The 23,311-nt window shown below is 42.9% G+C and carries 17 protein-coding genes and 3 pseudogenes; 15 read left to right on the top strand and 5 right to left on the bottom strand.

Annotated features, from left to right (window positions below; genetic code table 11):
- Nucleotides 1–155: 155 nt before the first annotated feature.
- The 5 genes and pseudogenes from hslU to priA all read right to left on the bottom strand — a co-directional run bounded on the left by hslU (nucleotide 156) and on the right by priA (nucleotide 6,929).
- Nucleotides 156–1,481, bottom strand: a complete 1,326-nt coding sequence (hslU, locus tag N4T56_RS18000) for an HslU--HslV peptidase ATPase subunit (protein ID WP_261734199.1) — start codon at nucleotides 1,479–1,481, stop codon at nucleotides 156–158.
- Between the two features lie 25 nt (nucleotides 1,482–1,506).
- Nucleotides 1,507–2,031 carry an ATP-dependent protease subunit HslV gene (hslV, locus tag N4T56_RS17995; RefSeq protein ID WP_261734198.1) on the bottom strand — a complete coding sequence of 175 codons (525 nt, stop codon included), beginning with the start codon at nucleotides 2,029–2,031 and terminating at the stop codon, nucleotides 1,507–1,509.
- Nucleotides 2,032–2,189: 158 nt separating this feature from the next.
- Nucleotides 2,190–2,804, bottom strand: coding sequence for an SPOR domain-containing protein (locus tag N4T56_RS17990; protein WP_390904084.1), 615 nt, complete (start codon nucleotides 2,802–2,804; stop codon nucleotides 2,190–2,192).
- Nucleotides 2,805–2,806: 2 nt separating this feature from the next.
- Nucleotides 2,807–4,553, bottom strand: a pseudogene (gene argS / locus N4T56_RS17985) (arginine--tRNA ligase).
- 180 nt (nucleotides 4,554–4,733) lie between these two features.
- Nucleotides 4,734–6,929, bottom strand: coding sequence for a primosomal protein N' (gene priA / locus N4T56_RS17980; protein WP_261734197.1), 2,196 nt, complete (start codon nucleotides 6,927–6,929; stop codon nucleotides 4,734–4,736).
- A 287-nt stretch (nucleotides 6,930–7,216) separates the two neighbouring features.
- On the opposite strand from priA, the gene N4T56_RS17975 reads away from it, so the two are divergent.
- The 15 genes and pseudogenes from N4T56_RS17975 (at nucleotide 7,217) to N4T56_RS17905 (ending at nucleotide 23,279) form a co-directional block, all read left to right on the top strand.
- Nucleotides 7,217–7,816: a hypothetical protein gene (locus N4T56_RS17975; protein WP_261734196.1), complete on the top strand. Its 600-nt coding sequence runs from the start codon at nucleotides 7,217–7,219 to the stop codon at nucleotides 7,814–7,816.
- A gap of 242 nt (nucleotides 7,817–8,058) precedes the next feature.
- Entirely contained in the window at nucleotides 8,059–9,342 is a 1,284-nt protein-coding gene (locus N4T56_RS17970) for a FimV/HubP family polar landmark protein (RefSeq protein ID WP_261734195.1), read from the top strand.
- 162 nt (nucleotides 9,343–9,504) lie between these two features.
- Nucleotides 9,505–9,717 carry a 50S ribosomal protein L31 gene (gene rpmE, locus N4T56_RS17965; protein WP_188917011.1) on the top strand — a complete coding sequence of 71 codons (213 nt, stop codon included), beginning with the start codon at nucleotides 9,505–9,507 and terminating at the stop codon, nucleotides 9,715–9,717.
- Between the two features lie 461 nt (nucleotides 9,718–10,178).
- A pseudogene (locus N4T56_RS17960) lies at nucleotides 10,179–11,427 on the top strand (malic enzyme-like NAD(P)-binding protein).
- A gap of 213 nt (nucleotides 11,428–11,640) precedes the next feature.
- Entirely contained in the window at nucleotides 11,641–13,554 is a 1,914-nt protein-coding gene (gene csrD, locus N4T56_RS17955; RefSeq protein WP_261734194.1) for an RNase E specificity factor CsrD, read from the top strand.
- Nucleotides 13,555–13,855: 301 nt separating this feature from the next.
- Nucleotides 13,856–14,737: a biogenesis protein MshI gene (locus N4T56_RS17950; protein ID WP_261734193.1), complete on the top strand. Its 882-nt coding sequence runs from the start codon at nucleotides 13,856–13,858 to the stop codon at nucleotides 14,735–14,737.
- Nucleotides 14,734–15,354, top strand: coding sequence for a PilN domain-containing protein (locus tag N4T56_RS17945; RefSeq protein ID WP_261734192.1), 621 nt, complete (start codon nucleotides 14,734–14,736; stop codon nucleotides 15,352–15,354). The genes N4T56_RS17950 and N4T56_RS17945 overlap by 4 nt, the downstream gene beginning before the upstream one ends.
- Nucleotides 15,351–16,007, top strand: a complete 657-nt coding sequence (locus tag N4T56_RS17940; RefSeq protein WP_261734191.1) for an MSHA biogenesis protein MshJ — start codon at nucleotides 15,351–15,353, stop codon at nucleotides 16,005–16,007. The genes N4T56_RS17945 and N4T56_RS17940 overlap by 4 nt, the downstream gene beginning before the upstream one ends.
- Nucleotides 16,008–16,011: 4 nt before the next feature.
- Nucleotides 16,012–16,320: a SctD/MshK family protein gene (locus N4T56_RS17935; protein ID WP_261734869.1), complete on the top strand. Its 309-nt coding sequence runs from the start codon at nucleotides 16,012–16,014 to the stop codon at nucleotides 16,318–16,320.
- Nucleotides 16,321–16,333: 13 nt separating this feature from the next.
- On the top strand, nucleotides 16,334–17,989 hold the full coding sequence (mshL, locus tag N4T56_RS17930; RefSeq protein WP_261734190.1) for a pilus (MSHA type) biogenesis protein MshL: 1,656 nt from the start codon (nucleotides 16,334–16,336) through the stop codon (nucleotides 17,987–17,989).
- 29 nt (nucleotides 17,990–18,018) lie between these two features.
- Nucleotides 18,019–18,954, top strand: coding sequence for an ExeA family protein (locus N4T56_RS17925; RefSeq protein ID WP_261734189.1), 936 nt, complete (start codon nucleotides 18,019–18,021; stop codon nucleotides 18,952–18,954).
- Nucleotides 18,954–20,180, top strand: a complete 1,227-nt coding sequence (locus N4T56_RS17920; RefSeq protein ID WP_261734188.1) for a tetratricopeptide repeat protein — start codon at nucleotides 18,954–18,956, stop codon at nucleotides 20,178–20,180. The genes N4T56_RS17925 and N4T56_RS17920 overlap by 1 nt, the downstream gene beginning before the upstream one ends.
- Nucleotides 20,165–20,305 carry a hypothetical protein gene (locus tag N4T56_RS17915; RefSeq protein ID WP_261734187.1) on the top strand — a complete coding sequence of 47 codons (141 nt, stop codon included), beginning with the start codon at nucleotides 20,165–20,167 and terminating at the stop codon, nucleotides 20,303–20,305. Before N4T56_RS17920 ends, N4T56_RS17915 begins: the two co-directional genes overlap by 16 nt.
- Nucleotides 20,302–22,062, top strand: coding sequence for a GspE/PulE family protein (locus N4T56_RS17910; protein ID WP_261734186.1), 1,761 nt, complete (start codon nucleotides 20,302–20,304; stop codon nucleotides 22,060–22,062). The genes N4T56_RS17915 and N4T56_RS17910 overlap by 4 nt, the downstream gene beginning before the upstream one ends.
- Before the next feature lie 2 nt (nucleotides 22,063–22,064).
- Nucleotides 22,065–23,279: pseudogene (locus N4T56_RS17905) on the top strand (type II secretion system F family protein).
- Nucleotides 23,280–23,311: the final 32 nt, after the last annotated feature.

Raw genomic sequence — 23,311 nt, 5'->3', positions numbered from 1 at the left:
TATAAAAAAAAGGATTAACGCTAAATCGCAGATTATCATCATACGCGACTTTGCTGTTAATCCTATTGTTGTTAAGCCTATTTGTGATGTTTAATGCCCATCAGTTTGTGTCGATACATAGTGCATCTACACGCAGCCAGATTTAAGCTTAAGTCTTATAGAATAAAGCGGCTTAAATCTTCATCTTGTACCAAGGTATCAAGGTGATCGTTAACATATTGCGCATCGATGATAAACGTTGAACCTGATTTTTCAGACGCATCGTAAGAGATTTCTTCCATCAGTTTTTCCATCACAGTATGCAAACGGCGAGCACCAATATTTTCAGTGCGCTCATTGACTTGCCATGCGGCTTCTGCAATGCGTTCAATGCCTGACTCTGCAAATTCTATCGTGACGCCTTCTGTCGCCATTAATGCGATGTACTGTTCAGTTAACGATGCATGTGGCTCAGTAAGAATTCGCTTAAAATCACTGGCGGTAAGGGCGTCTAACTCAACACGAATAGGCAAACGACCTTGAAGCTCTGGGATTAAGTCCGATGGTTTTGACATCTGGAACGCGCCCGAGGCAATAAATAAAATATGGTCGGTTTTCACCATGCCGTGTTTCGTTGTCACAGTGCAACCTTCAACTAATGGCAGTAAATCACGTTGCACACCTTCACGCGACACATCTGAGCCTGAGCTTTCGCCGCGCTTACAGATTTTGTCGATTTCGTCTAAAAACACAATACCATTTTGCTCAACAAGTTCGATGGCTTGCTCTTTAAGATCTTCTTGATTAACCAGCTTGGCTGCTTCATCTTCAACTAGCTGCTTATAAGCATCTTTAATCTTAAGTTTTTTGCGTTTTGAGGTGCTTTGACCAAGGTTTTGGAATAACCCTTGTAGCTGGTTGGTCATTTCTTCCATGCCTGGTGGTGACATGATTTCAACGCCAATTTGTGGCGCAGCTACATCGATTTCAATTTCTTTGTCGTCTAATTGGCCTTCACGCAGTTTTTTGCGGAATACTTGACGGGTGTTTGAGTCGTCTTTTGGTTCAGTGTCCCAATCATCTTTTGCTTTAGGCAATAGCGCGTCTAAAATACGTTCTTCGGCCATTTCTTCAGCCCGATGACGACATTTTTTCATTTGCTGCTCGCGGGTCATTTTCACCGCTGAGTCAGTTAAATCACGAATGATTTGTTCTACTTCTTTACCAACATAGCCCACTTCGGTAAATTTTGTCGCTTCGACTTTAATAAATGGCGCGTTAGCTAGTTTGGCTAAACGACGGGCGATTTCGGTTTTACCGACACCAGTTGGGCCAATCATTAAAATATTTTTAGGGGTGACTTCGTGACGTAATGACGGCTCAAGCTGCATACGGCGCCAGCGATTACGCAGGGCGACGGCGACTGAGCGTTTGGCATTTTTTTGGCCGATAATATGCGAGTCTAGTTCGTGAACAATCTCGCGTGGAGTCATTTCAGACATAACTGTTCCTTTATTAACGCTCGAATTAGTAGTCTAACTTTTCGATAGTTTTGAATTGGTTTGTAAATACGCAAATGTCGCCGGCAATGGTCAGCGATTTTTCAGCAATTTCTTCAGCGCTGAGTTCGGTATTTTGCAATAGGGCGAGTGCTGAGGCTTGGGCATAGTTACCACCAGAGCCAATGGCCACTAAGTCGTATTCTGGCTGCACGACATCGCCGTTACCGGTAATAATTAATGAGGCTTCACCATCAGCCACCACTAACATGGCTTCGAGTTTGCGCAGCATTCTGTCGGTACGCCAATCTTTGGCGAGCTCAACAGCTGACTTTAATAAATGACCTTGATGCATTTCGAGCTTGGCTTCAAAGCGCTCAAAAAGAGTAAATGCATCGGCAGTACCGCCTGCAAAACCAGCTAATACCTTATTATGATACAAGCGACGCACTTTACGCGCGTTGCCTTTCATGACGGTATTGCCTAAAGATACTTGGCCATCGCCTGCGATGACAACTTGATTATTGCGGCGTACGGATACGATTGTAGTCACGGTAAATCCTCTTTTAATGCATCAACGAATGCAATTGTTGATTCATGATTAAAATGGATATGGAGCCAAAATGATAGATATCAAGGACAGCATTAAAAAAGCCCCGTTCAAGTGAACAGGGCTGATGAAAGTTTATCGCGTTAGTCGATTGAAAAGCGCTATTGCCATAACCAAATTTGACAGGTGTTAATGCCTGACTTTTGCATTTTATGGCGGTTAGTTTCAGCTTCGCGTTTGTTGGGGAAAGGCCCTAATACTACGCGGTACCAAATCCCATTTGTGCCTTCGCTGCGTCGCACTTGCGCTTCCATGCCTTGAAATGCTATGCGGGCTTTCATTTCATTTGCTTGTGACTCTTGCCTAAACGAGCCGCATTGCATTTGATAAATACCGCTTGAAACCACGCCTGTTGCAGGCAAGTCAATTTCAACTTCTTTGTTTTCTAACTCTTCAAGATAGGTCCATTGCTCTTGCGGTTTAGGTGGTAATGCATTGGGGTCTGGCTTAACCACTTTTTTGGCCGCAGGTGTCGGCGCAGTTTCAGTTTCAGCTTGTACGGTTTTCTTTTTAGGTTGCTGGGCGGGCTCTGTCACCTGGATGTCTGAGCTGCCGTTTATCGACCATAAAAAGTAACCAAAGCCGATAACAAGCGCGACAACAACAAATACAGACAAATACGAAAAGCTGCGCGCCGGCGCTTTTTTACGCTTGGTTGCGCGGCTTTTAGTGGGTTTGCTTCCCTTAGGTTTGCGGTTTGCGTAGTCGCGACTCATGATTACATCCGCTCTAAAGTTTCAATGCCAAGCAGAGATAAACCGGTTTTAAGGGTGTTGGCAGTAAGTTGTGATAATAATAAACGGCTTTGTTTTTTTGCTTCAGTGTCAGCCGCTAAAACTGGGCAGGCTTCGTAAAAGCTTGAGAACTCACTCGCTAACTCAAACAAGTAGCCACACAATACATGTGGTAAGCCTTTGTCTGTCATGCGAGCTAGTACTTCACCAAACTGGGCTAACTTGGTGCCGAGATCTTTTTCTTTTTCGTGTTCAAGGACAATTTTAGCCTGGCTTAAATCGATGTCTTCAGCACGTTTGAAAATACCAGCTACGCGAGTATATGCATACAGTAAGTATGGTGCAGTATTACCCTCGAAACTTAGCATTTGCTCAAAGCTGAAAATGTAATCGCTCGTGCGGTTTTTAGATAAATCAGCGTATTTCACGGCACTGATCCCCACAACGCGGGCAATTTCAGTCAATGTTGCTTCGTCCATATCTGGATTTTTGCTGCGCACCAGTTCAAGTGCGCGCACGTTAGCTTCATCTAATAAGTCGACTAATTTAACTACGCCGCCTGAACGGGTTTTAAAGGGGCGACCATCTTCACCGTTCATGGTGCCAAATCCTGTGTGCTCTAAAGACATTTCAGGGCGAACGAATTTAGCTAACTTGGCAAGGCTAAACACTTGCTGGAAATGAAGCGCTTGGCGTAAATCAACAAAGTACAGTGCGCGGTCGGCTTTCAATACATTTGAGCGATATCGCATTGCGGCTAAATCAGAGGTGGCATATAAATACCCGCCATCTGCTTTTTGAATAATAACCGGTAATGGCTCGCCTTCTTTAGTGCGGAACTCTTCTTGGAATACCACTTTAGCGCCATTACTTTCGCTTAATAACCCTTGGGCGTCTAAATCGTTAACTACCTGAGCAAGGTCTGCGTTGTAAGCACTTTCGCCGTGAACATCAGCGCGCGTTAGGCTCACACCTAAACGTTTGTATACATCATGACAATGGCTTAGTGAGATGTCGTTAAACTCTCGCCATAGTTTATTGCAGTATTCGTCGCCCGATTGTAAGGCAACCACTAGCTGGCGTGCACGAGTTGCAAAATCGGTTGATTCGTCAAAGCGGACTTTTGCTGCACGGTAAAAGCTTTCTAGATCAGACAATTCCATTTTGGCTTGTTCGCCATTGGCGGCACGTAACTCTTCCATGTACGCCAGTAACATACCAAATTGTGTGCCCCAGTCGCCAACGTGGTTTTGACGGATTACGTTATGACCTAAAAACTCAAGCGCACGGACAACGCTGTCACCAATAATGGTTGAACGTAAGTGACCTACGTGCATTTCTTTGGCTAGGTTTGGTGATGAATAATCGACAACGATAGTTTGCTTAGCCGGTAAGGTCACGCCTAAGTGGTCATCGTTTAATGCTTGTTGTAGCTGATTAGCTAATGCGTTGTCATCGATAAAGAAGTTAATAAAACCTGAGGCCGGCAATTTCAACTTTAGCAACGTGAGATGACGCCGGTAAGTTGTCGATAATCAATTGGGCTAATTCGCGTGGATTCTTTTTCGCTATTTTCGTCAGCATCATTGCAAGGTTAGTCGCTAAGTCACCATGACTTTTATCTTTAGTGCGATCGACCTGAATGCGCGCTTGAAAATCAGCAGGCACAATACCTTGCTGTTTAAAAGATTCGAGGGTTTGTTCTAGTAAAGATTCAATATGTGATTTCATGGGCGTTTGCTTGCACTAATTCGTTAAATGAATGACATGACGGAACCGCGTATTTTAGCCGTTTATGGGGTGTAATTGCTATCTGCTTTGGCGGAAATATTGGTTTTTTTATCATAAACCTGAATAACAATCGAAGTGAACGGTATTACAGAGGTTATCAATAATGATGACACTGTGGTATTACATTAAATCTTGCGGGTCGCGATCAATTGTCCAGCGACAGCGTTTACTTTCAGGGAGTTGTTCAATTTGGCTCAGTACCTGCTCAAATACCGTTTGTAGTTGCTGACGGTTTTTGGCCTGCAGCATTAACTGGCGTCGATATTTTCCGGCTTTGCGGTCTAATGGCGCGGGGATTGGGCCAATCACTTCGAGTTCGTTACTTTGCGGGATAAGCTGACTTATTTGAGCTAAAAAGGCGTCAGCATCTTGAGCCAAGTGTGCCTCTGCTCTAATTAACACCATGTGCCATGCTGGCGGTAACAATGCTTGTTGGCGCTCAGTTAACTGACTGCGGGCAAATTCACCGTAACCCCGTTGCAATAAGTCTCGCAAAATGGGGTTATCACTTTGGTGGGTTTGCAGTAGCACTTTACCGGGTTTGTCAGCGCGACCTGCTCGGCCAGATACTTGGGTGTAGAGCTGACCAAATCGCTCAGGCGCACGAAAGTCGGCACTGAATAATGCACCGTCAACGTCTAATAAGCCCACTAACGTCACATCGGGAAAATGATGTCCTTTTGCTAGCATTTGAGTGCCCACTAGAATTTTATATTTACCCATGTAAATCCCTTGTAACTGTTGCTCAAGGGAGCCTTTTCGGCGAGTAGTGTCGCGATCAATGCGCACAACCGGATATTGCGGGAACAGCTTAACGAGCTCTTGTTCAAGCTGTTCGGTGCCTAAACCGTGTCCCATTAACATGGTGCTTCCACATTGATGGCATTGTTTAGGGATGGCATATTGATTACCGCAATGATGACAGCAAATTTCGTTTAAGCCTTGATGTACCGTAAAAAAGGCATCGCAGCGATCGCACTCATGCAAATGGCCACATTCGTGGCACAGTAAAGCAGGGGCAAAACCGCGGCGATTTAAAAACAATAATACTTGGTTGCCGGCATCGAGGTGCATGCGCATTTCGTTAATTAACGAGGCAGACATACCGGCTTTTAATGGCTGTGAGGTAATATCGATGATGCCTTGCTTTACTTTTTGCGCCACACCCGCACGTTCACTTAACTCAAGGTGATGATAACGGCCAGATATGGCATTTTGTAAGGTTTCAAGTGAAGGCGTTGCTGAGCCTAGTACCACTTGAATATCTTCTAAATGGCCGCGCATGACTGCAAGGTCGCGAGCGTGGTAGCGCACTCCTTCTTGCTGTTTAAAGCTACTATCGTGTTCTTCATCTAAAATGATAAGGCCAGGAAACGCCATTGGGGTGAATAGCGCAGAGCGAGTGCCAATAATAATCGCCGCTTCGCCTACGCGCGCCTGTCGCCAGGCTTCAAGGCGCTGGTTGTCGGTGAGTCCAGAGTGAATAACCGCTACGTTTACCTCAAACCTGCGTTTAAATCGGTTAATGGTTTGCGGGGTTAAGCCTATTTCTGGCACTAAAATCAGTGCCTGTTTGCCTTGTTTTAAAATGGTTTCAAGCAAGGTTAAATAGACTTCGGTTTTACCCGATCCGGTAATGCCTTCTAATAACGTGCAGTGAAATCCTTGCTGTTGAGTTAACACAGATACCGCGACGGCTTGTTGTTTATTAAGCTTGTGTGGTGACTCATTCATTCGCAACTTGTGACGCCAGCTTAAGTCATGAGCAATGACCGCACTTCTTTGTTCAATCCATTGCTTATCTTGTAATGCCTTAAGCGCAGATTTACTCAATGCTTGTGTAGTAAAGTCATCTTGAGTTAAGGGATTTTCTAGCAATAACTCAAATAATTTTTTTTGTGCTGGCGCACGTTTTAGCACACTTGGGTCTAACTGGCGGCCAGGTTCTGTGAGATGGTATTCAATAATCGATTGAGGTGACGCATCAAGGCCTTTTCGTAGCGCCACAGGTAATGCTTGGCTGAGCATTTGTCCTTGGGAGGTAAAATAATATCGTGCCGCCCAAAGCGTTAATTTATATAGCGAATCGGGTAGTAATGGGGCATCATCTAATACCTCGGTAACCGACTTAATTTGCTGTGGTGCTAAGTTGCAAGTGTTAGTAATGGCGGTAATTAGGCCAACCAGTTGTTGGCGCCCAAAAGGGACTTTTACACGCAGTCCAATTTGCAAGGTAGTTTGTTGCTCGTCTTTTACGCGGTAACTAAAGTTTTGGCGTAGTGGGACAGGTAAGGCGACTTCAACAAACACGGGCATAGGACTTCATCATTATTTAATGCTATCTAAGATTGTGGATCAGTTTACCTCTAAGTGTCATCAAAGTGATAGGGCAAGTGTTATGTATAAAAGACTTATTATGCTCTTGTTTGTTGTAAGCGGAATGTGTGTGAGTGTGATGCATGTTTTGCTCAAGTCAGTCATGTGAGCATTAATAGTCGTCAATTTGATGTGAGTCAGCAACCTTTGTTAAAAATGAATATAGTTGTGCAAAATGATGATGGGACACCACTCAATTTTTTACTCGTCAACAAATCGATGGCGAAATGCAGCAACAAAAGTTAATGGTTCAACCAATTAATCGATTTTTAGAGCAGCTCAGTGGTCAACAAGTTATAACCGATCCCAAAGCTCAGTTAGTGGTCACAATGAATGGTCTTGATGGTGTTATTTTATTAGCCGTACTGGCGTTATTTGATGCGCCGTTGTCATTTAACAGTACTCAGTTAACAAAAGTGCCAATGCCCTCAGGGTCAGCAATGACAGCCAATAAATCTACACCTGTTCGTGTGGGCGTAACGAGTAATACTGTTGAGCAAGCTGATGTCGCCACCGAATCCCATTTACAATCTCAAATACCAAAGTATTGCCAAATAATAAAAGATAATTCAGATACATTATGGCGTATTGCGGAGTGTTATAAAGGGCAATGGAATACCAGTGTTTATGGTGCGATGTTAGCGATTTTTGAGGCGAATATGTTGGCTTTCTCAAAACAAAAAATTCATTTACTGCTTAAAGATGCCCCGTTGCACTGTTCGTCGCCGCAAATATTGGCGCAATACGATAATCCGACAGTAGATAAAAAAGTGTTTGAAGTTATCCAAACTAAACATGCCGCTAATATAGAGGTATTCGGGTTTTAAGTGTGACAAAGATAAATAAAGTTTGAGTAATTACTCTGGTATGTCAGTAATTGGTTGCAGCAATGAATGTTAATTTATATAGTTGTTTGCGTTAATACTGGTTGCCCATAAAAAATAGAGCAAGTGCAAAATAGTGCTGCAATATTAACTAGATAATTACAAACAATAATAAAGAATATAATAAATGGATTTTCAGCGTTAAAGACGCTGTCTTAAAGCTTTGCTAAGTGAAGGATGATTGGATGAAAGGCGTAAAGTTGCTAGTCATATTGGCATTAATGGCGGTAGGACAGGTTTCAGCTGTCGTTGCTGAAGTCAGCCATATAAGTATAGATACTGCAGCTTTTGAGCGTGGGAAATTACCTACGCTAACGGTCAATGTAGTAACCGAACACCATGATTTATCTAGGTTAACTTTTTATTTGCGTCAAATTTATCAAGATAATATCGTATTAGAAAAATTAGACGTAGAACGCCAAGGTAACGACGTATTTTTACTCAATGGTAAAGAACAACTTCGCGACCCAGACGCCGCGCTAATCGTTTCTGAGTATCGCAATGCCAAGTGGCAACAATATTCACCCGTTCCGCTATTTAGTCCGGTCTTACAAGTTAGTAACCATCATCCTGTCGCAATCAAAAAAATGAAGTTACCTTCGTCTTCGATTCCAGCCTCTACAGCTACAGTCAGTCGAGTTGTCGACTCTACTCCAGTATTAGCCCAAACCCAAGAGTTGCTAGAAGGGTGTAATATTCTTAAGCAATCTGATGATTCTTTATGGAAAATTGCGGTTAGGTACCGTAAACAATGGAACTCTAATATTTACGGAGCAATGTTGGCATTGTACGAGTCTAATCCTCAAGCTTTTTATCAAGGCAACATTAATATGTTGCAATTAGACAGCTCATTACGTTGTCCACCTGCAGATATATTAGTTAAGTATCAAAATGTTAAGGCCGACAGAATTACCTTCGATAACTTAGTGGCCAGTCAACAAGGTCAAACAGACACGGTTGTATCCAAGGCGCCGAGCTTACCTACAGCAATCACAGACACCACAGGCAATGCATTGGCACCAGCCACAGAGCCTACATTGTTAGCCAATACTCACGATATTGCGCCAGTTGAGAACAACACCCAAATAGTCATTGCTGATAGCATTTCAGATAACATTGTTGATACCAGTATCGATACAAACGTGAGTGTAGACTCTGATGAAATGGCAGATACAACCGGTGAGATGGCGCTAAGCGACTTATCGCCATGTGTGATTGATAAACGCCCAGAAGATAATTTATGGCGCGTTGCAGTGCGTAATCAAAAACAATTACACACTAATGTTTATGGCACTATGTTGGCGATTTTTGATGCCAATCCGCAAGCATTCGTGAATAATAAGATTTATTTGTTAATGGCTGATAGTGTGCTGATTTGCCCGTCAGAGGCAATCTTGCAGCAGTATCAAGATGCGACAAAAGATCGGTTAGCTTATGAAGCATTTGAACAACAGCAAAGGCAACCCTAAATCTCAACCAAAGCTTAATTATAACAATGCTTATAAATTCTACTTGTCTGAACAGAACAGACACTGTATTATCTCGCGCCTAAAACATATTGTTATTAACTGCATGTGGTGTCCAACTTCGGGTTGTGATAGCGACATGGCCTTCAATTTAAGGTACTCCAAATGAAACCTGGTATTCACCCAAATTACGCAGAAATCACTGCAACTTGTACTTGTGGTAACGTTATCAAAGTAAATTCAACTGTAGGTAAAGACTTACACTTGGACGTATGTGGTGCATGTCACCCATTCTACACTGGTACTCAGAAAGTTGTTGACACTGGCGGTCGTATCGACAAGTTCAACAAGCGTTTCGGTATGCTTGGCAAGAAGTAATTGCACTGCAATTAACTTCAAAAAGGCGCCTTTGGCGCCTTTTTTGTTTTTAACCACCGCGAGCACAGCTCTTGTCGGTGTCTGCACAACTCTTCAATTGATTTTTTAATAGTGAAAACTTATTTTTTCACTGTAAACAATTAAAAAAGCCTCGATGGTTCTTTATTGTTATTTAAGCAAAATAACTAACAAATAATGCGGTAAAAACGCTTTATGATCGGTAAATCTTGTTATTTTCCTACATTTTTAACTCTTTGATTTATATATATTCATGTTCGCTTATTTTGATTAATAAAACTTAGCCCCATTTACAGTGTCCAACACATCCTATGACAGAGTTTTTGATTTCTATCGACTCTGTAATAGCGTATCGTTACAAAACTTTCGATGACTTAGCATAATCAAGATATTTGAGGCGCGAGTCACAATTTTACTACATAGCGCATTTCAGGAAATATAAAATGTCGGATATTCGTCAACAAGCACTCGATTATCATGAATTCCCAGTACCAGGTAAAACGGCCGTGTGCCTGACCAAACCTGCCCAATCTAGCCATGACCTTGCACTCGCCTATAGCCCTGGTGTTGCAGAGCCGGTGAGAGAGATTGCTTCTAATCCTGAAAATGCGTATCGCTACACCAATAAAGGCAACACCGTTGCTGTTATTTCTAATGGCACAGCCATTTTAGGCTTAGGGAATTTAGGCTACTTTGGCATCAAAACCCGTTATGGAAGGTAAGTCACTTTTATTTAAGCGATTTGCCAATATTGATTCAATTGATATTGAAGTTAAGCACCGTACAACTGAAGATTTCATCAATACAGTGGAAGCCATCGCCGACACATTTGGCGGCATCAATTTAGAAGACATTAAAGCGCCGGAGTGTTTTGAAATTGAGCGTGAATTGATTAAACGCTGTAACATCCCTGTGTTTCATGATGATCAGCATGGTACTGCCATTGTGACCGCTGCAGGTATGATCAATGCATTAGAAATCCAAGGCAAAAAAATTGATGATGCAGTATTTGTTTGTTTAGGTGCTGGGGCGGCAGCGATTGCATGTATGAGCATGTTTGTTAAGTGTGGTGCGCTGCGCGAAAATGTTTATATGCTCGACAGACAAGGCGTTATTCATACTCGCCGTGAAGATTTAAATGAATACAAAGCACTATTTGCTAACAATACTGACAAACGCACTTTGCAAGATGTGATTAAAGACGCTGATGTGTTTTTAGGCTTGTCGGGGGCAGACTTATTAACTGCGGATGATATTGCATTAATGGCACCTAATCCGGTTATTTTTGCTTGCTCAAACCCCGATCCTGAAATTAAACCAGAATTAGCTCATGCCATTCGTCATGATCTGATTATGGGAACAGGCCGAAGCGATTACCCAAATCAGGTGAATAACGTATTGTGCTTCCCGTTTATTTTTAGAGGCGCATTAGATGTGCGTGCTCAAGTGATTAACGATGAAATGAAATTAGCAGCGGTATATGCCATTGCCAATTTAGCTAAAGAGCCAGTACCTGAAGAGGTATTAGCGGCGTACCCTAAAGTGAGCTCTTTGAGCTTCGGTGCAGAGTATGTGTTGCCTAAACCAATGGACCCGAGGTTATTGCCTAATGTTGCTCGCGCGGTATCGCAAGCCGCAATTGACTCAGGTGTAGCTCAAATCACCACGTTACCGACAGAATATAACGTGTAAAGTTTTCTGACATATTGACGATGTAATATAAAGGGGCTTACGCCCCTTTATATTATCTAACGATTGGCGATACCAGCATGGTTGGGGTAATAGTAAATAATGTGATTGGGTTTGTAGATAAACGATTAGTGAAGTTATAGAGCACAATCGTTATACTGATACGGATTTAATTGAGCTAGACCATAAGAATAAATCCAGCAGGATAGCGGATAAATGCAACTCACTAAGATCCTTACAAAAAAACTCACAAGCTTTTGGTTACTGTCGTTAGCTGCCGTCGCGTTTGTGTTTCTTCTGAGCGCAGTGATGAGCTTTATCCAGCTCACTTACAGCTTCCAGCAGCAAAAAGTGACCGAATTAGAAACCATGTTGGTCGCGCATCATAAGCAACATGGTAATAGTCAGCTTGCCACCTGGTTGCCGCCTTTATTGTCAGCATATAATGCCGTCGATTTTACATTGACCCACGACCAACAAGTTATATATCAACTCCATAAAGACAAACCTATCTTGCCCAAGAGCAGTTTAACCCTATATCAACGTCAGTTAGATCATGGTTTAAGTTTGTCGTTAACCTTGCCTGCGCCATTTGTTCTATATCATTTAGGTTGGTCAGAAGTCATTATTTTACTCATCGGCTTTATTGCCATTGGTCTTTTTGTGCGTTTCGGCCATCGTTGGTATTCCCGTGAGCTCGATGGCATTGAACAGCTTGCTCAGCGCAGCAAGTTAATTTTAGACGGTAATCTAACTCAAGCTGCGCAGATGCCAACTAATGGTAAACCTCGTTTGATTAACCGGGCGTTGACTAAACTCCTTACCGATTTAGATGATGCCCATAAAGAACGCGGTCGCTTAGACCAATTTATTCGTAAAGACACATTTTTAGATAAACAAACTCAAATTGGCAACGGTATCTTTTTTCAAAATCGCCTAGATGCATTAAGCCATGATCAAACAATGATTGCCCACGGGGTACTTATGTTGATCGAGTTTGACGATGTAGACTTAGTTGAAGATAAATTGGGTGAGAGCGATTTAACCGCGATGCTAACCCTAACAACAGAAGCCATCACCGCGGTACTCGCACAATACGAAGACAGTATTTTTGCCCGACGAAGTTACCAGCAACTAGTGATAGTGGTGCCCCAGCTCTCGTTAGCAGAGGCTGATCAGTTGGCACAGCGAGTGTTGAAAGCCTGTTTAGCTTTACCTTTTTATGGCATAGGCAATCCAGAAAATTTTTTACACCTAGGGAGTGCATTTTTTAAAGCCGGTGATTTGCAAGTGCAATTGATTGATGAGGCAGAAATGGCGCTTCGTGCAGCGCAGTTACAGCAGGTCAACAACTGGTTTATGTATGATAAGGGCGCTGTCGATGAAGAAATTGCAAAAGGCTCTGTTCGTTGGCGCAGCTTTTTAGAAAACGCACTTGTCAGTAAACGTTTTTTTACCTTACAGCAGGCGGTGGTAGACAGTGATAACAGCATTTTACATTATGAAGTTTTCAGCCGTGCTCGTGACCATCAAGGCAAGGATGTACGCGCCACTTTATTTATCCCAATGGCAAACAAGTGTGGCTTAATGCCACAAATAGAACGGCAAATACTCGAACAAGTGTTATTTACCCTAATGCCACGAAATGATGCCACCTATTGTATTAATCTCAGTTTAGATACCTTAGTGAGCCGCGCTTTTGTGCGCTGGATACAGTCAACTCTGTTAGAGCACCGACCGCTAGCTGCACGACTTATTTTTGAAGTGTCCGAAGACATTATCGTGAAACATCAAAAAAACACGGCTTTAGTGAAATCACTCGATATGTTACGCAAAATGGGGGCAAAGCTCGCTGTGGATCATGTCGGTCAACATGTGGTTGGCACACATTATATTCAGGAGTTTCATTTCGATTTAGTTAAGTTGCATCGCTCAATTGTTCGCCAAGTGCATCAACGTTCAGAGAATCAATTATTTATCCGCAGTTTAATTGGCGGGCTCTATCGGGCTGAAGTGAAGGTCATTGCTGAAGGAGTAGAGAGTTTTGAAGAATGGCAAACCTTAAAGATTTTAGGGGTAAGTGCAGCTCAAGGTGAGTATTTAGCCCAAATAACTGAGACGGAAGCTTGAAAAATAACCTATTTACGTTGTTTGGGGTGAATAACCCTTGTTTGCGCTGCAATTGCATTCTATTTTAATGAGGTATGGTATATTGTAATTGCTAACAAAATTAAAACATTAGCCGTGTGTTGCATCAGGCGTTTAATCTTGGCAACGATCAGGCTAAAAAGTCATAAAATTAAACGGGGCAATACTAACAAGTATCTTTATTAATGGTTTATTGAGGTTAAACAGACTTATTTGTTTCTTCATCATATATCAAGCCAACAACCTAAATTAGTGATCACTTTTAGTGTGCATGGGACGCGTAATGAGCAATGGTTTTTTGAGTAAATTGGCCTTTTGGCAATCATCCCAAACAGCAGGCGATGTTGGTGTATTTATTACCGACAATGCTTTGTGGGTTTGTTATGACGAAACTGCCGAGTCTACTCAAGTCGTTAAACAAATACCCATAATCAAGCATGATTGGAAGCAAGCATTTGAGGAGCTTAAAGCGTTGTGTGGCAAAGCTAACTTGCAACTAGTGCTGTCTTTTTCGCATTACCAAATGCTACAAGCCGACAAACCCAGTGTTGAATCGTCTGAAATTGCCCAAGCATTAATTTGGGCAGTGAAAGACATGGTGTCAGAGCCGGTCGCCAATATTCACTTAGACTATTTTGAATCAAGTATTGTCCCTAGCGCCAAAGTCAGTGTAGTCGTTACCAGCCGAGATTTACTGATGCAATTGGTTGCGGCATGTGAAGCGAGTGGTTTCAGCATTGCAGGGATTACAGTCGAAGAATTAGTTCTGCGTCATATATTACCTAATGACAGCATGGCACATATGCTCGTTGCACATGCCCCACAAGAAGAGTTGCTACTCATGGCGGTTAAAGCGGGAGAGGTGTTAATGCAGCGCCGTGTGCGTGGCTTTAACCAACTGAACAAGGCAACATTCCAAGAGTTACAAAACAGTATTGCAGATAATTTAAGCTTAGAGATCCAACGCTCAATGGATTATTTTGAAAGTCAGCTACGTCAGGCGCCTGTGGCTTCAATTACCATTGCCTCTGATGGTGATAGCCCGTCGCTAGCCAAGTTAGTGGCCGCTAATTTTAATCAAACAGTAAACGCAGTCAATCATGATGGGGTTAGCGGTTTATTAGCTCAACTAGCGTTGCAAGAAATAGCGCGAGGTGAAGTGTGATAAAAACCAGTATCAATTTATACAGCGTCGACTTATTACCACAAAAGCAGCGATTGACGTTATCACGCTTGATACAGGTGTTAGTGTTGTTGGTGATGGTGAGCATTTGTTTTTATGCTTTTGGTTTATGGCAACAAAGCGAGTTACAAACGTTACAGCAGCAAGCTAACAATAAAAAAGCCCAATTAAGCGCTGAAAAAAAGCAATTAGAAGATCAAATTGCTGCACGAAAACCCAATACCGCCTTAGCCGACCAAGTCGAATTAGAAGAACAACGTTTAGCACTTAAACGGCGTTTAAAAGATGAGCTGAGTCAGCGCAAAAACCTAATTAGCCAAGGTTATTCACCTTTATTAACAGACTTAGCAGCGGTGGCAGATGCCAACGTGTGGTTGAGTCATATTAGTATTGAACAACAAGATAATGCTCCTCAACGCATTCAATTTGAGGGATTTGGTCGCACACCGCAAAGTATCCCATTATGGATTGATAAGCTAAAAAATACGGTCACCTTAAAAGGATATGCTTTTTCGGCAATGACCATGAATCGCGGTGATACTCAGCCCTTAATGTTCAAACTTACGAGCAAACCTTCAGAGATGGAGCCCTCACAATGAAGCAACAATGGGCAATCTGGTCAGAAAAATTTAACCAACTCAGTCAGCGCGAACGGTTATTAATCTCTCTTGCCAGTATCGTGGTGATTGGAATGCTGCTGTATTTACCATTAGAGTCAATATGGAAGCAACAGCAATCGACACAAAAACAATTGAATGGATTACAACAAGAAAACGACATATCACGGCAACAAATTGACTTATACCAACAACGTTTGCAGTTAGACCCTGATAAAGATTACCAACAACGTTTGCAGTTAGTCAGCGAGCAAATGTCAGCTGTTGATGCTGAATTAGACGCGCAAATGGTTGATATGGTGCCAGCGGATTATATGCCGACGGTGCTCGCTAACTTACTGGGTAATGTGAAAGGTGTGACCCTAAAATCTTTTGCTTCAATTGAGCCGACCCCGTTATTAAACATGGGCGACAATAGCCAGGTTAACTTATATAGCCATGGTATTAAGCTGGTTTTACAAGGTGATTATTTTGCTATTTTAGATTTTGTTTCTGCCGTTGAAAATATGCCCGACAAACTCTATTGGAAGCGCATGGATTATCGTGTCGAGACTCACCCAAAAGCGTTAGTTGAATTAGAACTTTACACACTTAGTGTGAATAAGGACTTTATTAGTGTTGCTAAACAGAATTAACTCTATGGCATTGGCTTTTATTGCAACGAGTCTAATGCTAGTGGCAAGCGTCGATGCACAAAGCTTGCGAGATCCAACCTTACCGGGTCAAGGGTATGCCGTTGTTACTACGCCGAAAAACATTACTCAACAAAGCTTGATACTCAACAGCATTGTTAACGGTCAACATGCTTATGCCGTAATCAACAATAAAATTGTGGCTGTAGGTGATACTGTCAACAATGGATTAACCGTATCTTCAATCAGTCAGGATAATGTAACTTTGTCAGATGGCAGAAAGCTTCAGCTTTTTCAGTCGATAACAGAGCGATAGGATTAGAATAAAAATGAAAGTAATTAAATATGTTACCCCTCTGATGTCACTGTGCTTGATAGCTTGTCAAACGACAGATAGACCTGAACCACAAAACGTTAAATCCACATTGTCGGAATCAATTCAACAATCGCAAACTAATGCCAATAAGACACCACCGCCAGCAACGATGCCTGCGGAAGTTCAGCGTGAATTAAATGGTAATAATGTATTAGGCTCAGCAAGAGTGTTACCAGCAGAGCGCCGTTTTGATGTATCAGCTAATGATGTTGAGGCCAGAGTCTTTTTCCCGAGCCTTGTAAAAGATTCACCGCTTAGTGTTGCCGTACATCCCGATGTAACCGGCACGATTTCATTATCGTTAAAAGCGGTAACCTTGTCAGAGGCCTTACAGGTTGTTGAAGACATTTACGGCTATGAAGTTAGCCGCCAAGGGCGAATTTTAAGAGTGTTCCCGTCTGGAATGCGCACAGAAACCATCCCATTAAACTACCTGTATATGCAACGCGAAGGCTTGTCGTTAACGTCAGTCAGCTCTGGCCGTATTTCGGATGATAACGACAACTCAAATAGCAGTAGTAATAACAGTAGTAGCTCTAGCAGTAGCTCAAGTAACAGTAATAACAATTCAAGTAGTAATGAAAACACCAATGGTACTTTTATTAGTTCAACCACCAAAACTGATTTCTGGGGTGAGCTGCAATCAACATTAGTGTCAATCATTGGTGAGACAGGAGGCGGGCGCCAGGTGGTGGTTACCCCTCAGGCAGGGTTAGTGACTATTCGAGCCTACCCTAACGAATTACGTCAAGTTCGCAGCTTCTTGCAAACGGCAGAAAGTCATTTACAGCGCCAAGTGATCCTAGAGGCCAAAATTTTAGAAGTTACTTTATCTGATGATTATCAACAAGGTATTCAGTGGGATAGCGTCTTAGGTCATGTAGGTAACACTGATATTGATTTTAGTACCTCCGCTGGACAAGGGTTAACTAATACGATTTCATCGATTATCGGCGGAGTAACGTCAATCAATGTTCAAGGTACAGATTTTAGTACCATGATTAGCTTGCTCGACACGCAAGGCGATGTCGATGTATTGTCAAGTCCACGTGTCACTGCATCAAATAACCAAAAAGCCGTCATTAAAGTCGGTACTGACGAGTATTTTGTGACTGATGTGTCGACAACGACAGTGTCTTCGACCACAACCGTAACGACTCCAGATGTTGAACTAACTCCGTTTTTCTCAGGTATCGCACTTGATGTAACTCCACAAATTGATGAAAACGGCAATGTGCTTTTACATGTTCATCCATCGGTGATCGATGTTGAAGAGCAAACCAAAACCATTGAAATTAGTGATTCAACATTAGAGCTGCCTCTCGCACAAAGTGAAATTCGTGAGTCTGACACCATTATTCGAGCTGCATCGGGTGATGTCGTTGTTATTGGTGGCTTAATGAAGAGTGAAAACATTGAAACTGAATCGAAAGTGCCTTTCTTGGGTGACATTCCATTTTTAGGACAAGCATTCACCAGCCGCACTAAGTCGAAACAAAAAACAGAATTAATCATTTTACTTAAACCAACTGTGGTTGGCGCAAATACGTGGCGAGATGAGTTAAAGCGTTCACAAGAACTCATTGAACGTTGGTATCCATCTAATTAATGATGGCCAATAACGGAACTTAATTCATTATGTATTTGCAGCACTTTGGTATGGGGCAGTTACCCTTTACGCTCACCCCTAATACAAGCTTCTTTTTTGGGTTAGCTCCCCATGTAGAGGCCTTGCAAGTGCTGCAAACCGCGTTAGAAACGGGCGAAGGTTTTATTAAGGTGACTGGCGAGGTAGGCACAGGTAAAACATTAATCTGTCGCAAACTACTTAATGATCTACCTACTCAATATCATTGTGCCTATTTGCCTAACCCCTATTTGTCTCCAAAAGAATTACGTTTTGCCGTGGCAGGTGAGTTAGGCTTAAATTTACCTAATAAAATCGATCAACAGCAATTAACGCGACTGATCCATGAACGGTTACTGGAGCTAAATCATCAAGGGTTTCATGTCTTGTTAGTGCTTGATGAAGCGCAAGCAATACCCGACGACAGTATTGAAGCATTACGACTCTTTACCAACTTAGAAACCGAAAGCCGTAAGCTGTTGCAAGTGGTGTTATTTGGTCAGCAAGAGTTAGATGAGCGATTGGCTCAAGCTAAATTTAGGCAATTACGACAAAGAATAACTTTTAGTTACCACTTGCGACCATTAAGCTGGGATGAAATCCAAGCCTATATCCAATATCGATTGACCACTGCGGGTTATCAAGGCCTCCAGTTATTTAACGTGAGTGATATTAAGTTACTGGCTAAAGCGGCTAGGGGGATCCCTCGACTGGTGAACATTTTGGCTCACAAAAGCTTATTGTTGTGTTATGGCGAGGGTGCTCAAAAAGTTCAAACAAAGCATTGCCGTGCCGCCATTAGGGATACTGAAGATATAAATTTAACTGAGCGGTCAGGTTTTTCACGTTCAAGCATGCTCGTTATTGTCCTGTTGTTAGCACTCATGTTAACGATAGGATTTACGGATGTCAGCAGTGATTGGTTAACACAGATAAGTGAGCATTAATGAGTGTGATAATAAAAATGCTGCGCGATTTAGAGCAGCGTCAACAATCAGGGGCTGACCAACCAGAGCTCGGCAAGTCAGAGCTTGATACTACACAGTCTGATAATGCGCCTTCTCAGCAGAAGGGCGAGTTTGTTCGTCCACAAGTTCAATATTATCCACCCAAAAAATCTCGTTTGCCTGTGATTACTTCAGTGGTGTGCGTGCTTTTATTCATCCCAGCCGTTTGGTATGGGGTGTCAATGTATCAACACACAGAACCCTCGGCGAAATCCCAGTTGACAGCTAACAATGCCGATGAAGCATTAACAATAACCGCCGACACTGCAACGCAAATCGCGAGTAACGTTGAGCCACAAAGCATGACTGGTGAACCCAGCAACGACAATACGTTACTTGCCAACCAACAGTCTATCGTGAGTGATAATGCCTCGCCCGATAAGGTTTCAACACGCCCCGAGGGTATGACTCCTGTTGATGCACCTTCAACAGCAGAGTCAGCGCCAGAGACAGCCACTATTCAGGCTCAAGAACCCATTGAGCAAACAACCCGTACCGATGAGGTCGAGTTAGTATTAGCGGCAACAAGCCAACCCGCTACAGAAGATGTTGTTCAGGTTACCAAGATGGTTGAAACACCTATTGTGGCGAAAGTTATTCCATCAGCTTCGCCCACAATTACGCCAGTTAATGCACCTGAAAGCAGCCCTAAAATAGCGCAAGCCTCATCCTCTTCAAATGATATGACTGTAAAAGAAGTGGTGATCAGTAAAGCCGAAATGGCGCAGATACAATACCGCAAGGCAACCGATGCAGAAAATGCACAACGGTTAGAAGAGGCCGCCAGTTATTATTTAGAAGCCATTATTTTGCAGCCAAGCTTACACAAAGCTCGTAAGCAATTGGTGGCGATTTATTACGGACAAAACAACACCACAACAGCCATGCGCTTGCTAGAAAGTGGTATTAGTATGTTTCCGAAAGAGTGGGAGTTTTATGTAATTTTGTCACGTCTTCAAACAGAAACGAATGCTTTTGACAGTGCCCGGGTAACTTTGTCGATGATCCCCGATAATTCTAGTTGGGCGCGTGACAAGTGGGTTGCGCAAACTGAATTAGCCCAAAGTGCACAAGATTTTGTGTTGGCTGAACAAGCGTATCGTCAATTATTACAAGCCGAATCGACGCAAGCGCGCTGGTGGATGGAGCCATGGGTTATGCGTTAGATTCCCAACAAAAATATATTCCAGCGGCTCAGGCATATCGCTCTGCATTAAGTTATGAAGGATTATCAACCTCAGCGATGGACTTTATTGAAAACAGATTAGCTCAGCTAGGAGAAACACGATGAAACCTAAATTGAAGATGCGCTTAGGTGACCTTCTAGTACAAGAGTTGATTATTAGCGAAACGCAATTACAACAAGCACTGACCGAACAGCGTAATAGCGGTAAAAAACTGGGTCGTACGTTAATTGACTTAAAATACATTACCGAAGTTCAACTGCTTAAGTTTCTGTCTCAGCAGCTAAATTTACCTTATTTGGATATTAGTCGTCGTCCAATCCCTGCCGAAGTGGTGAATATTTTACCTGAGGTGCAAGCTCGTCGTTATCGTGCCTTAGTGGTTGAAAGCGGTCCTGACCATGTGCTGATTGCCATGAGCGACCCTGCTGATTTACAAGCCATTGATAATTTAGAAATCTTAGTCGCTCCTAAGCAATTAATGCTTGCGGTAGCGCCCGAGCAACAATTGTTAGATGCGTTTGATAACTTATATCGTCGCACAGGACAAATTGCTGAAATTGCTGGCAAGCTTGAAGAAGAATATGCCGCTGATGACATGTTCGACCTTAATGGCTTAACAGAAGGCGACAGTGATAATGAAACCACGGTAGTTAAGTTATTACAGTCTATTTTTGAAGATGCGGTGCAAATGCGTGCGTCGGATATTCATATCGAGCCGGGTGAAAAAGTATTGCGTATTCGCCAGAGGATTGATGGCCAGCTGCATGAAAATACCCTTGGTGAAGTCAATATTGCCGCCGCCTTGGTATTGCGACTTAAGTTAATGGCTGGTTTAGATATTTCTGAAAAACGTATGCCGCAAGATGGCCGTTTTCATATGGAAATCAAAGGTCATAAAATCGATGTGCGTATGTCGACGATGCCCATTTACCATGGTGAATCGGTGGTAATGCGTTTGTTAGACCAAACCACCGGGCTGCGCACTTTGGATGAAACCGGTATGCCGCCAAATATTGTGGCGCGGATCCGTAAACAAATTAAACGCCCTCACGGAATGTTATTGGTGACCGAGCCAACGGGGAGCGGTAAAACCACAACGCTGTACGGTATTCTTAGCGAGCTAAACACGCCTGACAGAAAAATTATTACCGTTGAAGACCCTGTGGAATATCAATTGCCACGTATTAACCAGGTGCAGGTTAATCATAAAATTGGTTTAAACTTTTCCAATGTGTTGCGTACTACTTTGCGTCAAGATCCCGATATCATCATGGTGGGTGAGATGCGTGACCAAGAAACGGTTGAAATCGGTTTGCGAGGTGCATTAACCGGTCACTTTGTGTTATCAACACTGCATACTAATGACGCGGTAACCAGCGCCTTGAGATTACTCGATATGGGGGCTGCCAGCTATTTGGTTGCCAGCGCACTTAGAGTGATTATTGCACAGCGATTGGTGCGCCGTGTTTGTCAAAACTGCGCCGTGGAGTACCAGCCTAATGCATCAGAGCGCATCTGGCTTGAGAGTGTCACTAAAAAAGACATGGCGACAGCGACCTTTAAAGTGGGCAGTGGATGTCAAACCTGTAATGGTTCTGGTTATCGTGGGCGAATTGGTATTTTTGAAATATTAGAGCTCGACGAAAACATGATCGACGCTATGCGCACCGGTAACCCGCAAGACTTTGCTCGCGCGGCATTGCGCAGTCCAAACTTTATTCCGTTAGCGCAGTCGGCCATGGAGTATTTATTTCAAGGCACCACCACGTTAGAAGAAGTCGCCAAATTAGTTGAAGATGTCAGCGAGTCAACTGTTGCGCTATCAGTTGATATTACTAGTCAATCAGGTCTTGGGGCATAACGATGCCAACGTATCAATATCGAGGACGAAACGCTCAGGGGAAAGCGGTGACAGCTCAAGTGGAGTCTGCCGATGAAAGTGCTGCGGCAGATTTATTATTGTCACGCGGTATTATTCCGTTAGAGCTAAATGAAATTAAGGTTAAACAATCGTTTTCAATGGCATTGTTTCAGAGCCGAGTATCATTAGAAGAGTTACAAATATTTACTCGCCAAATGTACTCATTAACGCGTTCAGGTATTCCTATTTTACGCGCCATTGCAGGTTTGTCTGAGACCACACATTCACATCGAATGAAGCAGGCATTAGATGATATATCTGAACAATTAACCTCGGGCAGACCTTTATCTTCTGCGATGAACCAGCATCCCGATGTGTTTGATTCGTTGTTTGTGTCGATGATCCACGTGGGTGAAAACACCGGTAAATTGGAAGATGCATTTATTCAGCTGTCGCATTATATTGAGCGAGAGCAAGAAACTCGTCGCCGTATTAAAGCGGCAATGCGTTACCCTATCTTTGTCCTTATTGCGATTACCATCGCGATGGTGATCCTCAATATTATGGTGATCCCAAAGTTTGCCGATATGTTTTCGCGCTTTGGGGCGGATTTACCTTAGGTCACTAAAATCCTCATCAACACCTCTAATCTATTTGTGAATTATTGGCCACATATGCTGGTGGTGTTAATTGGGGTCATTGTCGGGATCCGTTATTGGCACCATACCGATAAAGGGCAACAACAATGGGACTTATGGAAGTTACATATTCCTGTGGTGGGGTCGATAATTGAGCGCTCTACTTTGTCGCGTTATTGCCGAAGCTTTTCAATGATGCTCAGTGCCGGCGTGCCCATGACTCAAGCATTAAGTTTGGTTGCTGATGCGGTTGATAACGCTTATATGCACGACAAAATTGTGGGGATGCGCCGTGGTATTGAGTCAGGTGAATCGATGCTAAGGGTTTCAAATAGTAGCCATTTGTTTACGCCTTTAGTGTTGCAAATGGTCGCTGTGGGTGAAGAAACCGGCCAAATTGATCAGTTATTAAATGATGCCGCTGACTTTTATGAGGGCGAAGTCGACTACGACTTAAAAAACTTGACCGCCAAATTAGAGCCTATTTTAATCGGATTTGTCGCGGTTATCGTATTAATTCTTGCGCTAGGTATCTATTTACCGATGTGGGACATGCTAAAAGTGGTTAAAGGTGGTTAAATTACAGCGCCTTTGGCTTATTAGGTAACAGT

The sequence above is a fragment of the Shewanella phaeophyticola genome (genome assembly GCF_025398315.1).
GTDB classification, from domain to species: Bacteria; Pseudomonadota; Gammaproteobacteria; order Enterobacterales; family Shewanellaceae; genus Shewanella; species Shewanella phaeophyticola.
Note: the sequence above shows the minus strand (reverse complement) of the source record. Positions and strands in the feature narration are given on the sequence as shown.